Source organism: Terasakiella sediminum (assembly GCF_033100395.1).
Classification (GTDB): Bacteria; Pseudomonadota; Alphaproteobacteria; order Rhodospirillales; family Terasakiellaceae; genus Terasakiella.
This window is the reverse complement of record NZ_JAWLVJ010000003.1, coordinates 134,422-148,172: the sequence shown is the minus strand read 5'-3', so window position 1 is coordinate 148,172 and position 13,751 is coordinate 134,422. Positions and strand designations below refer to the sequence as shown.

General features: G+C 50.4%; 12 protein-coding genes. 3 read left to right on the top strand and 9 right to left on the bottom strand.

Going from position 1 to position 13,751, the window contains the following annotated elements; genetic code table 11:
• Positions 1-33: 33 nt before the first annotated feature.
• The 3 genes from RYZ26_RS03235 to RYZ26_RS03225 all read left to right on the top strand — a co-directional run bounded on the left by RYZ26_RS03235 (position 34) and on the right by RYZ26_RS03225 (position 3,735).
• Positions 34-858, top strand: coding sequence for an inositol monophosphatase family protein (locus RYZ26_RS03235; protein ID WP_317681715.1), 825 nt, complete (start codon positions 34-36; stop codon positions 856-858).
• Positions 851-2,659, top strand: coding sequence for a DNA helicase RecQ (gene recQ / locus RYZ26_RS03230; RefSeq protein ID WP_317681714.1), 1,809 nt, complete (start codon positions 851-853; stop codon positions 2,657-2,659). The genes RYZ26_RS03235 and recQ overlap by 8 nt, the downstream gene beginning before the upstream one ends.
• Positions 2,660-2,871: 212 nt before the next feature.
• Positions 2,872-3,735 (top strand): NAD(P)-dependent oxidoreductase, encoded by an 864-nt coding sequence (locus RYZ26_RS03225; RefSeq protein WP_317681713.1) that lies wholly within the window; start codon positions 2,872-2,874, stop codon positions 3,733-3,735.
• 62 nt (positions 3,736-3,797) lie between these two features.
• Here RYZ26_RS03225 and mazG read toward each other — a convergent pair whose 3' ends face one another.
• The 9 genes from mazG to RYZ26_RS03180 form a co-directional block, all read right to left on the bottom strand.
• Positions 3,798-4,628: a nucleoside triphosphate pyrophosphohydrolase gene (gene mazG, locus RYZ26_RS03220; protein ID WP_317681712.1), complete on the bottom strand. Its 831-nt coding sequence runs from the start codon at positions 4,626-4,628 to the stop codon at positions 3,798-3,800.
• A 632-nt stretch (positions 4,629-5,260) separates the two neighbouring features.
• The gene (locus RYZ26_RS03215) at positions 5,261-6,034 is read right to left on the bottom strand and encodes an MBL fold metallo-hydrolase (RefSeq protein WP_317681711.1); all 774 of its coding nucleotides are present in this window, start codon (positions 6,032-6,034) and stop codon (positions 5,261-5,263) included.
• 1 nt (position 6,035) lies between these two features.
• Positions 6,036-6,815 carry a TatD family hydrolase gene (locus RYZ26_RS03210; RefSeq protein WP_317681710.1) on the bottom strand — a complete coding sequence of 260 codons (780 nt, stop codon included), beginning with the start codon at positions 6,813-6,815 and terminating at the stop codon, positions 6,036-6,038.
• A gap of 12 nt (positions 6,816-6,827) precedes the next feature.
• Positions 6,828-8,555, bottom strand: a complete 1,728-nt coding sequence (gene metG, locus RYZ26_RS03205) for a methionine--tRNA ligase (RefSeq protein ID WP_317681709.1) — start codon at positions 8,553-8,555, stop codon at positions 6,828-6,830.
• 36 nt (positions 8,556-8,591) lie between these two features.
• Positions 8,592-9,704, bottom strand: coding sequence for a DNA polymerase III subunit delta' (locus RYZ26_RS03200; protein WP_317681708.1), 1,113 nt, complete (start codon positions 9,702-9,704; stop codon positions 8,592-8,594).
• Positions 9,694-10,338, bottom strand: coding sequence for a dTMP kinase (gene tmk, locus RYZ26_RS03195; RefSeq protein WP_317681707.1), 645 nt, complete (start codon positions 10,336-10,338; stop codon positions 9,694-9,696). Before tmk ends, RYZ26_RS03200 begins: the two co-directional genes overlap by 11 nt.
• Entirely contained in the window at positions 10,338-11,486 is a 1,149-nt protein-coding gene (locus RYZ26_RS03190; protein ID WP_317681706.1) for a D-alanyl-D-alanine carboxypeptidase family protein, read from the bottom strand. The genes tmk and RYZ26_RS03190 overlap by 1 nt, the downstream gene beginning before the upstream one ends.
• A gap of 1 nt (position 11,487) precedes the next feature.
• Positions 11,488-12,528, bottom strand: a complete 1,041-nt coding sequence (locus RYZ26_RS03185) for a septal ring lytic transglycosylase RlpA family protein (protein WP_317681704.1) — start codon at positions 12,526-12,528, stop codon at positions 11,488-11,490.
• Between the two features lie 15 nt (positions 12,529-12,543).
• The gene (locus tag RYZ26_RS03180; protein ID WP_317681703.1) at positions 12,544-13,737 is read right to left on the bottom strand and encodes a lytic murein transglycosylase; all 1,194 of its coding nucleotides are present in this window, start codon (positions 13,735-13,737) and stop codon (positions 12,544-12,546) included.
• Between the last annotated feature and the right edge of the window lie 14 nt (positions 13,738-13,751).

The following is a 13,751-nucleotide window of genomic DNA, read 5'->3' as shown; positions in this document are numbered from 1 at the left end:
GACTCCCAAACCATCCCTTGCTAAAAGGGGCGGATGAAAATTGATGTGGACCATATCACCCGGATTATTGCCGAGGTTGCGGATGAGGAAATCATGCCGCGCTTTCAAAAGCTCAACAGCGGCGATATCATGGAAAAATCACCCGGTGATCTGGTCACGACGGCTGATCTCGAAGCCGAAACGAAACTGATTGCCCGTCTGCAGGACGCGCTGCCCGGCTCCCTCGTTGTCGGGGAAGAAGGAGTTTCGGAAAATAAATCCGTTCTGGATGCTTTGGAAAGTGATAATCCGGTCTGGATTATCGACCCGGTGGATGGCACCCGTAACTTTGCCAATGGCGAAAGTGTTTTCGGCACCATGGTTGCTCTGTCTCTATCCGGTGAAATCATCGCCGGATGGATTCATGACCCGGCGCGCAGCCGCACGGCTGTGGCTGAAAAAGGGGCAGGGGCTGTCCTGTCCGGTAAAAAACTGCAGGTTCGTGACATCACTGCCTTTGAACGCATGACCGTTGCGTTAAGTTTCAGTCACCGACAATGGATTGAACAACGCGCCATTGATGGCTTGGGCCCGGTGCCGCACATGGCAAGGCGCTATGGGTCGGTTGCCCATGACTATATTTCCCTTGCTTGTGGGGAATTTCACTGTGCGCAATATCGCAGACTGAATCCATGGGATCATGCACCGGGCGTGCTGATCCACCGTGAAGCTGGCGGATATGATCAGATGATCGCTGCCAAAGAACCTTATAAAGCCCAAATCTATGCGGAAGACTGTTTGCTGTTAACCCCGAATAAAGAGATTTGGGAGCAGGCACGCGCCTTCCTTAACCCGGGGTCAGACAGCTATCATGTCTAAATCCCCCTTAGAGATTTTACAGAACACCTTTGGCTACGAAGAATTTCGCGGCGTTCAGGCTGAAGTGATTGATCGCACCATTGAAGGCGGTGACTCGTTAGTCCTAATGCCTACAGGGGGAGGAAAATCCCTTTGTTACCAAATCCCGGCGGTCTGCCGTGACGGCTGCGCCATCGTGATTTCACCGCTCATCGCGCTTATGCAGGACCAGGTTACCGCGCTTTGCCAAGTCGGTATCAAGGCGGCAACGCTGAATTCCACCATTGATCCGCAAACCACGCAGGAGATTGAACGCGCCATGCGGGCAGGGGAGCTGGATCTGGTCTATGTCGCCCCGGAAAGATTGCTGACGGATCGGTTCTTTACGCTTCTAAACCACTGCAAGATCTCCCTCTTTGCCATTGATGAGGCCCACTGTGTGTCCCAATGGGGCCACGATTTCCGCCCGGAATATCGCCAGCTCGTCAGCCTGCATGACAATTTCCCGAACATTCCACGCATTGCATTGACCGCCACAGCAGATGGTCCGACACGTAATGACATTGTGGAACGGCTTAATTTGGGCGCGGGCAAGGTCTTTATCACCGGTTTTGACCGTCCCAACATTCGTTACAGCATCGCACCGAAAAAGAACGCCAAGACCCAACTGCTTAAATTCCTTGGCGATTTTGGCGAACATGACAGCGGTATTATTTACTGCATGAGCCGCAAAAAAGTCGAAGACATGGCCGACTGGCTGCGCGATCAGGGCTATGATGCGCTGTCCTATCACGCTGGCATGGATAAAAACATCCGCAGCATCAATCAGGACAAGTTCGTGCGCGAAGAAGGCATGGTCATGGTCGCCACCGTCGCCTTCGGTATGGGGATCGACAAGCCGGATGTGCGCTTCGTTGCACACATGGACCCACCCAAGAGCCTTGAAGCCTATTATCAGGAAACGGGCCGTGCCGGGCGTGATGGCCTACCGTCCCACGTCTGGATGGCCTATGGGCTGCAGGATGTGACCAAGCTGCGCCAGTTCACCGAAAGTTCAGAACTGCCGGAACGTCAGAAACATGTGGAACGTCAGAAGCTTGATGCGCTGCTGGCTTATTGTGAAACCCACAGATGCCGCCGTCAGGTCCTGCTGGAATATTTCGGCGAAACCCTGCCAGAGCCTTGTGGCAATTGCGATACCTGCCTGAACCCGGTTGACACGTTTGATGGCACTGTGCCTGCACAAAAGGTGCTGTCCTGTATCTACCGGACCGGAGAAACCTTTGGGGCAGGGCATATCATCGATGTATTGCTGGGTGAAACCAACGACAAGATCATCCGTTTTCGCCATAACGAACTCAGTACTTATGGGATCGGAAAAGAATTAAAACGCGATACCTGGCGCTCCATCATTCGCCAACTGGTCGCCCTTGGCCTCATCCGCATGGATATCGAAGGCTATGGCGGCCTGAAACTGGGCCCGGACGTGCGTGCTGTCCTTCGCGGAGAACAAACCGTCCTGATGCGCAAAGACCCGGATGGCCGCGGCACTGCCAAAGCCAGACGCGCAACCAAATCCTCCATCGTGCTGGAACGCGAAGACGACAAGGCTTTGTTTGAAGCCTTGCGTGCGCAGAGACGAACACTGGCAGAAGAGCAGGGCGTTCCCCCTTACGTCATCTTTGCAGATGCCACACTCATCGAAATCGCCAAAGAGCGCCCGATGAAAAGCGATGACTTCCTGAATATCTCAGGCGTCGGGCAAACCAAACTGGAAAGATACGGTGCTGTCTTTATGGATGTTGTGGCGGAATTTGAGTAGCTCTCCCACACTGTCATCCCGGATTTATTCTGGGACAACCCGTTGAAGCTGGTCCGAACGATTGAAAATTCGTTTTACCGATTGTCCCGGAATAAATCCGGGATGACAGGTTCTTGAGTTTATTGTCACCGTGACAAACTAATCTTTGCCACACCAAAACCCAGCCCATATACTTCCTTCCAATCATTCTAAATCAATGGAAGGCAAAGCTTATGAAAGTCGCATTTTTGGGTCTGGGCGTTATGGGATATCCGATGGCGGGGTACCTGACAAAAAACGGTCATGACGTCACCGTTTATAACCGCACGACCGCAAAAGCAGAAAAATGGGCCGCTGAATATAACGGTAATTTTGCAGAAACGCCTGCGAAGGCCACTGAGGGCGCGCAAATCGTTTTTGCATGCGTCGGTAACGATGATGACCTTAGAAGCGTCTGTACGGGCGATAATGGCGCTTTTAGCGCGATGGACAGTGGCGCAATCTTTATCGATCACACAACAACCTCTGCCGAAGTGGCACGTGAGCTTTACGCAAAAGCCAAAGAAATCGGGCTTTCCTTTATGGATGCGCCAGTCTCTGGCGGCCAGGCGGGCGCTGAGAACGGTACGCTGACCATTATGGTTGGCGGAGATGAAGCGGATTTTGCCACGACAGAACCCGTCCAGCAATCCTACGCCCAGGCCGTGACCCACATGGGTGACGTTGGGGCAGGGCAATTGACCAAGATGGTCAATCAGATCACATTTGTTGCCGCCGTGCAGGGAATTTCAGAAGGATTGGCCTTTGCTGAAAATGCCGGACTGGATGCCAAAAAAGTCATTGATGTGATCTCGAAAGGGGCAGCCGGATCATGGCAATTATCGAACCGCGGATACACCATGGTGGACGATAAATTCGACTTCGGATTTGCCGTCGATTGGGTCAGAAAAGACCTCGGATTTGCCCTTGATGAATCGCGTAAAAACGGGTCCGCCTTACCCGTCACAGGCCTTATTGATCAGTATTATAAAGAGGTCCAACGCATGGGCGGCGGACGCTGGGACACCTCCAGTTTGATCAAACTTTTACGCGACTAGATTTCACTTTAAGAAGCGAGAAATATCTTTAACTTTCAATAACTTAAAAGTTAAAGTTAAATCTATTTCTCACTTTCTTTTGCCGCCTGCCAATGACTTTCCATCTCTTCCAACGTGACCTCAGTCATCTCTTTTCCGGACGCTCTGACACCATTTTCCATTGCCTTAAAGCGACGTTCAAATTTTACGTTACAGGACCGTAACGCACTGTCTGGATCGACATCCGCCCAGCGGGCCAAATTTACCACGGTAAAGAGCAGATCACCAATCTCATCCTTGACGCGTTCCTGAGATAAATTGACCTCGCGAACCTCTTCTTCGACCTCGGCCAATTCCTCTCTGATCTTATCCAGAACACCCGTCACATCCGGCCAGTCAAACCCGACACGCACAGCTCGCTTCTGAAGTTTCAATGCCCGGGTTAAAGACGGTAATCCACCTGCAACGCCATCCAGTGCAGAAGGGGGATTTTCACCTTTTTCGGCTGCCTTGGCCTTGCGCTCATTCTCTTTCTGTTGTTCCCACGCAATTGTTTGTGCATCGGCCGTTTCGATCACTTCATCGCCAAAGACATGAGGATGGCGGCTCAGCATCTTTTCAGCGATACTGCCAGCTACTTGATTGAAATCAAACAGTTTTTCATCTTTTGCCATCTGCGCATGAAAGACGACCTGAAGCAACAGATCGCCCAGCTCTTCACGCAGGTGAGGCCAGTCTTTGTGCTCAATCGCATCTGCGACTTCATATGCTTCTTCAATCGTGTGGGGCGCGATAGTTTCAAAGGTTTGCTCGATATCCCAGGGGCAGCCGTTTTCCGGATCACGCAGTTTTTCCATAATGGCCAACAGGCGAGCGATTTCACTGTCAAAAGAGGCGGCGTCATAATTCTTCACGTTTAAGCTCCAAACGATCAAACAGGTCAAAAATATTTCGACACACAATGCCTGAGAAAATGAAGACAAGAAAGCGGGAAATTCATCGCACAGCAAGACAGCCTGAGGCGACGCGTTGGCGACATCATCTTCACTAAGCTCACAGGCTTGTTCTTATTTGCGAACTTCAGAACCGCAACTGTCAGGTGAACCCAAAGTTAAAGTAAAATCACAACAGGGGAGCCACATATTTTTCATGCCAACCTCATCTTTCTCGACATATCTTTTGTCGCATAATTTATATTATGTATCAAAATGATACATAATATTTATCAATGCCTTATGTTTATACTGAATGAGTTATTGCGGAGTTAATGTAAGATTACATAACCCAAACTTCTCTTGGTTTAGGAGCGCTGAGATGGTTTAAGGTTTCTACTCTGGCGATTCTCTGGGGCTACTCTGCCAGACAAGCACAATGATGTTACAGCGGCTTTTCCGGGCTGTTTTTGACAAGAAGTAATCAGAGAACTTAAGTGAATTGGGTCAATAAAATGAGTCTTGGCTGAGTTACAAAACGCATCAAAAAAGGCCCCTTTTCAATCCAAGGAGCCGTCTTAAAATCAAGCGAATGATTCTAGCAAAATTAAGATTTAAAGGATAATTTCCAGACCATCAAAACATGGACGGACATTTTCAGGCAATTTCGCCCTCAGCGCGTCATAGTCCAACCCTGTGCCCAAATGAGTCAAAAACGCCTTTTCAGGAGCAATGCGCTTTATCCAGCGAAGTGCCTTATCCACATCGGCGTGCGTCTGATGCGGCACATCGACCAATGTGCCGATGACCCAAATCTTCACACCTTCTAATAACTTGAGGCTCTCATCAGACATATTCACCACGTCTGTTGAATATGCGAAATCCCCGATCCGGTATCCGATGGTCTCGCAATATCCATGGTCCTGCAGGATCGGCATGATGGATTGCCCATCGATCTCAAACGACTTTCCAGTTTCGATCAGATGCGGAACCAGGACCGGTTTGTAAAAAACGTCCACACCGTCTGGCAAAGGATCGAGCACATAGCCAAATCGTTCTGAAATATGATCCAGTGTTTCCTGATTGAGGTACACATCCAATGGCGCGTTCTGAAGCCGATTAACGCTTCGCAGATCATCGATACCATGTAAATGGTCCGCATGGCCGTGTGTATAGAGAACCGCGTCCAGACGGCTTAAATCAGCGTTTAAGAGCTGCTGACGCACGTCTGGAGAGGTATCTACTAGTAGAGACAGGGCATGATTTTCGATCAAAATGGATGGTCTGAGACGCCTGTTTTTGGGGTTTTCGGGGTCACACTTGCCCCAATAGTTCCCGATCCCGGGGACGCCACCTGAGGGGCCGCAGCCAAGGATCGTAACTTTCATATCAGCCCCGTTTCGCTTTCGAAAAGAGTGTGAAGAAATTGTCTGTAGTCTGTGTCGCCATTTCTTCTTCTGACACGCCCTTCACTTCTGCCACCTTTGCCGATGTATAGGCCGTAAAGGCTGGCTCATTGCGTTTCCCCCGCTTGGGGATGGGTGACAGGTACGGCGCATCCGTTTCCACCAACAGGCGGTCCAGCGGCACGTCCTTGATGGCCTCACGCAGTTCCTCTGCCTTTTTAAAGGTAATGATGCCGGAGATCGAAATATAAAGCCCCAACTCCACCATCCGGTCCGCAAAAGCCTTGGAGGCAGAGAAACAATGGATCAGCCCTTTAAAGGGAGCCGCCGCCATTTCTTCTTCGATAATGCGCAGCGTATCTTCTTCGGCATCACGCGTGTGAATGATCACAGGCAGGTCCAGTTTACGCGCGGCTTCAATATGGGTGCGGAACTGTTTTTGCTGGATTTCACGCGGGCTGTGCTCATAAAAATAGTCCAGCCCGGTTTCCCCAAAGCCGATAACCTTGTCACTCGCTGCTGGACCCGTCAGGTCTTCAACGCTGACTTCCGGCTCACTATCCGCATTATGGGGGTGAATACCGATGGTGCAGTATATATTGTCATGTGCTTTTGCGATGTCATGGACCTGATCGAATTTGGTCACATAGGTGCAAATGGTCATCATGGTTTTAACGCCAGCTTCATCTGCGCGCGCGAGAACCTCGTCAAAATCTTCTGCAAAATCGGGAAAATCCAGATGGCAATGGCTATCAACTAACATCAAAGATATGGCTTAGACTTGCGTCAAAGCCCCTTTCTTTTTCGCTTTTTCCAGATCAAGGGAATTCAGTTCTTCCACATCCCCATTTTCAAACACGATCTCAAAAACCGTCTCTTTATTCTTCGGGTTTTGACGCAGCGCGCGTTTGATCAGGAATTTGCCGTCTTTACCTTCATAAGAATTTTCCAATTCTTCATGGTCGATAAAACGTGGGAAGACCCCTTCCGGTTTTTCAAGTGGCGTACCGCCCTTCAAAGCCCCTACCTCACCGCAAGATGCGAAGCTGCGCTGATCATCAGCAATTTCCAGCAAGCCCAGCATTTTGTCCATAGCCGTCGGCATCAGTGGCTGCAGCAGCAAGGCAACGTTACGGATGGTTTCACACAGAACGTAAAGCACTGTGCCCATACGAGCCGGATCTTCCTTTTTAAGCTTCCAAGGCGCCTGATGATCCACATAGGCATTGGCCGCACGAATGGCAAGCCAGATGGTCTCAATCGCATCGTTAAAGGCCTGCACATCAATCTGCTTGCGTACCTCAGCCAGCAGACCATAGGCCTGACCCATCATTTCTTTATCTTCAGCCGTAAATTCACCCGGTGTCGGGATGGCGCCGTCACAGTTCTTCACAACCATGGACAGAACACGCTGGGACAAGTTGCCCAGATCGTTCGCCAATTCACCATTCATACGTGAAACCATGGCGGAATGGGCGAAATCGCCATCATTACCAAAGGGCACTTCGCGCAACATGAAATAGCGCACCTGATCCAGACCGTATTTATTAACCAGATCAATCGGATCAATCACGTTGCCGAGGGATTTTGAGATTTTCTCACCTTCGTTTGTCCACCAGCCGTGGGCAAAAACGCGTTTTGGTGTGGGCAGTTCAGCCGCCATCAGGAAAGCGGGCCAATAAACCGCATGAAAACGAAGAATATCTTTACCGACCATATGCACATCAGCAGGCCAGTATTTCTGATAATCAGCCGCGTCTGTATCTGGATAGCCGCAGGCGGTGATATAGTTTGTCAGCGCATCCAGCCACACATACATGATATGTGCATCATCATTTGGCACCGGAACCCCCCATTTAAAGGTCGTTCTGGAAACGGAAAGGTCCTGCAGACCGCCTTTTACAAAGCTCAGCACTTCGTTGCGGCGTGATTTTGGCAGGATGAAATCAGGATTGGCTTCATAAAATGCCAGAAGCTTGTCTTCCCAGGCCGACAGCTTGAAGAAATAGCTAGGTTCTTCCATCCATTCAACTTCCGCACCAGATGCTTTGGCAACGCGGGTGCCGTCTGGCTTCTTCTCGGTTTCATCTTCCGTATAAAAGGCCTCGTCACGCACCGCATACCAGCCTTCATAGGCGCCAAGGTAAATATCGCCGTTATCCAGCAGTTTCTGCCACAGGGCCTGACAGGCTTTTTTGTGGCGTTCTTCCGTTGTGCGGATGAAGTCGTCATTGGTGTAGCCCATGAATTCGGCCAAATCACGGAAGTTCTGCGACACGCCATCCGTGAATACTTGCGGATCAACCCCTTTTGCATTGGCGGAATTTTCCACCTTCTGACCATGCTCGTCCGTTCCGGTCAGGAATTTGACATCATAGCCGTCCAGACGCTTGAACCGGGCCATCACATCACAGGCCAGAGACGTATAGGCATGGCCGATATGTGGCTTGTCGTTCACATAATAAATGGGCGTTGTGATGTAAAAAGGTGTCGATCCCGTCATGGGTCACTCCAAACAAAGAAAGAATAAATATATAGTTTAGCGCTTCATCGCCCCTTCAAGGGCGAGGAAAGAATTCAGCACAGCCTGTTTGCGATCCAGATTGCCGCTTTGCGCCTGATCGAACAAAGAGCCAACCTTGCTCCATACATCCATCAGTTTGTTCATATCGCCAGTTTGCAAGATACGAACCATCAATGCGTCTTCTGCCTCGTTTAAGCCGAGCCCTGAGGTCTTAGCGCGTGCGCCCTGGGAGATCAAGCGTCCTAACCACCATCTAAGCAGGTCACCAAGCGTGCGAAAGGCCTCATCCGCCCCAGCCCTAGACATCTTGTCTCCCAGCTTATGCAAGGCTTCCACGTCCAATTGTGGCAAAGTGGACAGCAGGCTGACCAACTCTTCATAGAGGCTTAAACCACCCTCATCAAACAGGGAAAGGGCGCGTCCAAAGCTGCCTTCGGCCAATTTTGCAAGACCTTGCGCTTCTTCCGGGGACGATTCGGGCGCATATTTCCCCATCAGATCGACCAAAATATCATCTGATAAAGCGTTCAAATTCAAAGTCCGACAGCGAGACCTGATGGTTGGCAGCAAACGGCCCGGATTGTGCGCCAGCAATAGCAGAACAGCCTGTTCAGGCGGCTCTTCCAATACTTTCAAAACAGCGTTGGCGGAATTTCGGTTCATTTCGTCTGCGGCATCAATCACCACAACACGCCAGCCGCCTTCGGCTGAGGTTTTCCCAAGGAAAGCCCCCACCCCACGCACGCGATCTACGCCAATCTGACCCTTAAAACGGTTTTTCTTTTCATCGAATTCACGCTCAATGGTCATGATATCAGCATGACCACCCGCTGCAATACGGCGAAAGACAGCATCTTCCGGGTCCACATAAAGGCTTTCCGGATCGGTGGATGGCAAGGTATCGCCAAACAGACTGTCGCCTTCATCCCCACCAGGTTTACCGTGCTTTAACAGAAAACGTGCAAATCGATAGGCAAGAGTCGCTTTTCCAATGCCACGTGGGCCTGTAATCAGCCAGGCATGATGCATACGACCGGAATTATAACTTTCCAGCAGCGTCTTTTCCGCCTCATCATGACCAATCAGGTCGGGGCTTGTTTTCGGGGTGAGGCGGTCATCATCCATCATTGAAGGCCACCTTTAGACGGTCTGAAACAGCATTTTGTAAATCCTGCTGAATCTCTTCAATCCCCTGACGCGCGTCAACCACGCAGCAACGATCCGGATCATTTTCAGCGATTTCCAGAAAACCAGCCTTCAGACGAGTATGGAAATCGCGCGCCATTTTTTCATAGCGGTCTTCCCCTGCCCCACGACCCAGGGCGCGTTCGATACCTGTTTCAACAGGCAGATCCAGAACAAACGTCAGGTCCGGTCTGAAGTTTTCGATGGAAACGTCCCACAGGTTATAAAGCAGCTTTAAATTCAGACCATGACCATAGCCCTGATAAGCGATGGTGGAATCAGCAAAACGATCTGAGATCACCCACTTTCCAGCTTCAAGTGCAGGCCAGACGGTTTTAACCAGATGATCACGACGTGCAGCAAAATTCAACAAGGCTTCGGTCATGCCGTCCCAGCGACCAGGATCACCATTGACCAGCAGGTTACGGATATCTTCTGCGCCCTGACTGCCACCGGGTTCGCGGGTGAGGACGACTTCGATGCCTTGGTCTTCAAGGGCGGCTTTTAAAAGACGCACCTGCGTGCTTTTGCCAGCCCCTTCGCCGCCTTCAAGGGTTATAAAACGCCCCTTCGACATTACCCGGTTACACCCCAGATAATGGATTTAACAGCCGCACCCAGACGACCAACAAAGCCCAGACGGTCAGCATCTTCAGCTGCATAAAGCGGAATGACGATGTCTTTGGTTTCAGGGGCTGAGATAACAACGGTCGCCAGTTGCTGGCCTTTTTGAACAGGGGCCGGGATCGGGCCGTCATATTTGACCTGGACTTTCATCTTGCGACGGCTTTTGCGCGGCAGGGTGATTTCCACATCCTGATCAATCACAAGACCGACACTTTGTTTGTTGGACAGCCACAGTTCGGCTTGAGAAACTTCCTGACCTTTCTGGAACAAAGCGTAATTGTTAAATTCACGGAACCCCCATTCCATCAGTCTTTCAGACTCGCTGGAACGTGCACGCACGCTGTTCAGACCATTGACCACAAGGATCAGACGGCGCCCATCGCGCATGGCAGACGAGGTCAGCCCGTAGCCAGCTTCGGACGTATGACCTGTTTTCAGCCCGTCTGCGCCCATTGTTTTATACAAAAGCGGGTTACGGTTGCTTTGGCGGATACCATTATATTTGAAATTCTTTTCAGCGAAATATTTGTAATATTCCGGATATTCCTCAATCAACGCCTTGGCAAGAATGGCAAGATCGTGGGCCGTCATACGTTGACCCGGGTCCGGCCAGCCTGTTGCGTTTGCAAAAGATGAATCTTCCATACCCAATTCACGGGCTTTTTCCGTCATTTCAACAGCAAAATTCTTTTCAGAACCGGAAATCGCTTCGGCCACCACGATACAGGCGTCGTTACCGGATTGAATAATAATGCCTTTGATCAGGTCTTCCACACGCACCTTTTGGCGAGGTTCCAGGAACATGGTGGAACTACCAGAAGCTGCCCCGCCCTTACGCCAGGCTTTTTCAGAAACCGTAAATTTATCATCCAGCGTCAAACGGCCATCTTTTAAGCGTTCAAACACCAGATACAAGGTCATGAGCTTGCTCATAGACGCTGGTGGCATAGAGGCATGTGATTCTTTTTCCAACAGGACATGGCCTGTCTTTATATCGATCATCAGGGCTTCGCGCGCCGTTGTGTCAATCGCAAATGCCGAAGTTGCCAGTACGGTTGTTGCTAAGGCTGTTGCCAGAAATGTTGTACGCAGGCCCATGTTAGCCTTTCCCTTTTTCGATGATAATCTTTGCCGACGGATAGCCCGCCTGAATAACGTCATTTAAAATCTGATCCGCCTGACCAACGCTTTGCAGCGGCCCGACACGCACGCGGAAGAAATCCCGACCATTAACCAGCACCTGCGATACCTGCACATCACCAACGGAAGACAGTTTCGCTTTCACACGGTTGGCATTTTCATACTTTGAAAATGCGCCTGCCTGAATATACATGCGCGTGGCAGAAACAGCGTAAGTCTTAACCGTTTCGGTTGGCTTCACCACTTCAGGCTCACGAATTGCAGATTGTGCAACAGGCTTGTCCGCCATTGTCATTTGCTGCTGTGGTTGAGGGGCAGCTTGCGCACCTTGCGGGACATCCAGGCTTTGTGCGCTTACCTGCGGCTTTGCCATCCCGGTTGATTTAATCGGGGAATCTTTGGATGCAATCTGGTTGACATAAGAATTCTTGATGGCAAGGCTCTGGTCTTTCAGGATTTCAACCTTCACCCGCGCTGTACCCTGCTTTTCAAAGCCCAGCAACTGCGCACCACGTTTGGACATATCAAGGATACGGCCATGGGCAAAAGGCCCACGGTCATTCACACGCACGACCAGGGAACGGCCATTTTCAAGGTTGGTAACACGCACCAGTGACGGCAGCGGCAATGTACGGTGGGCCGCACTGACCAAATTCATGTCAAACACTTCACCATTGGCTGTTGGCTTGCCATGGAATTGTGGGCCATACCAGGATGAAATCCCTGTTTCCACATAATCAAAATCTTCCGCTGGATAATACCAGACGCCCTGAATTTGATAGGGATTGCCGACTTTATAATGGCCTGCAACAGGTTTATCGCTGCCTGCCGACTTGATAGAACTGGATAAAAAGGTCGTTTCTGCACAGCCCGATAAAAAGACAGAAGCCATCAAACCCATGGCTAAATGTGCAGGTTTTAAAAATCGTTTCATCATAAAGGAACCTTTTTTCCATCCTTTCGGCTTAAAATCTGCGACAGCATACTGTTGGATGTCCATTGCTTCAACCCTGCCTTACTTCAATAATTCCAAAAGTTCGACCGTTGGATGGCCATCTGCCGGAATTCCAATGCTTTTCTGGAAAGCCTTAATGCCTTTGCGGGTACGTGATCCTGCAATTCCATCAGGTTTTCCAACGTCATAGCCTTTGGCGTTCAAACGTGTCTGGATCATCATGGACTGATCACGGCTCAGCGGTGTTTCTTTCACCTGTGGTGTCTTCAATGGGCCTTTCCAGACCAGACGATCCGCCAGATGCCCCACGGCAATGGCGTAGAAGTTCGAACGATTCCAGTCCAGAATCGTGCGAAAGTTCTCATAAACCAAAAATGCAGGGCCTTTATAGCCGGATGGCAGGATCAAGGAGCCCTTCATATCAGCCTGTGGCAAGGCCTTGCCGTCAATATTGACAACACCCAGCTTTGCCCATTCAGACAGGTTCTTTTTCGTACGAAGCCCGGTCAAATCCAGATTAAATCCTTTGGGCAGCTTGACTTCACGCCCCCACGTTTCACCCGGTTGCCAGCCAGACTGCAACAGGAAGTTTGAAGCGGAATGGAACACATCCAGCAGACTGCCCCACATATCACTTTTGCCATCACCGTCACCATCAACCGCATAGGCTTTATAAGTCGTTGGCATAAACTGGCAATAGCCCATGGCACCCGCCCAGGACGCTTTCACATCATAAGGGATGTGCCCCTGATCCATAATCTCAAGGGTTGTCAGCAGTTGCTTGGTAAAGAAATCACGACGGCGTTTATCATGAGCCAGTGTGGTCAGAGACTGCACCAGCGGGAACACGCCTGTGTAATCCCCAAAGTTTGTTTCCAGCCCCCAAAACGCCACCAGAAAACGCGGCTGCACACCATATTTCGCATGAACCTTATCAAACAGTTTCTTGTGCTTCTTCAATAGCTCACGGCCACGCTTGATGCGTTTTTCCGAGATGCTATTGTTCAGATATTTCCAGAAGGTCAGGGAAAATTCCGGCTGACGGCGGTCCAGTTCCAGCACACGCTGATTTGGTTCCAGACCGGTCAGGGTCGCCGTGATGGTCTTTTGGGAAATGCCGCTTTGAGCCGCTACATTTTTAAAATTATCCAGCCATGATTGATAACTTTCTTGAGCATGCGAAGATGTCGGGCTGCTTAACAACAAAGCGCCTGCGACCGTCGCTGCTTTCAAAAATCTTTTCTTATCAATCATTTGGACCTCTTCAG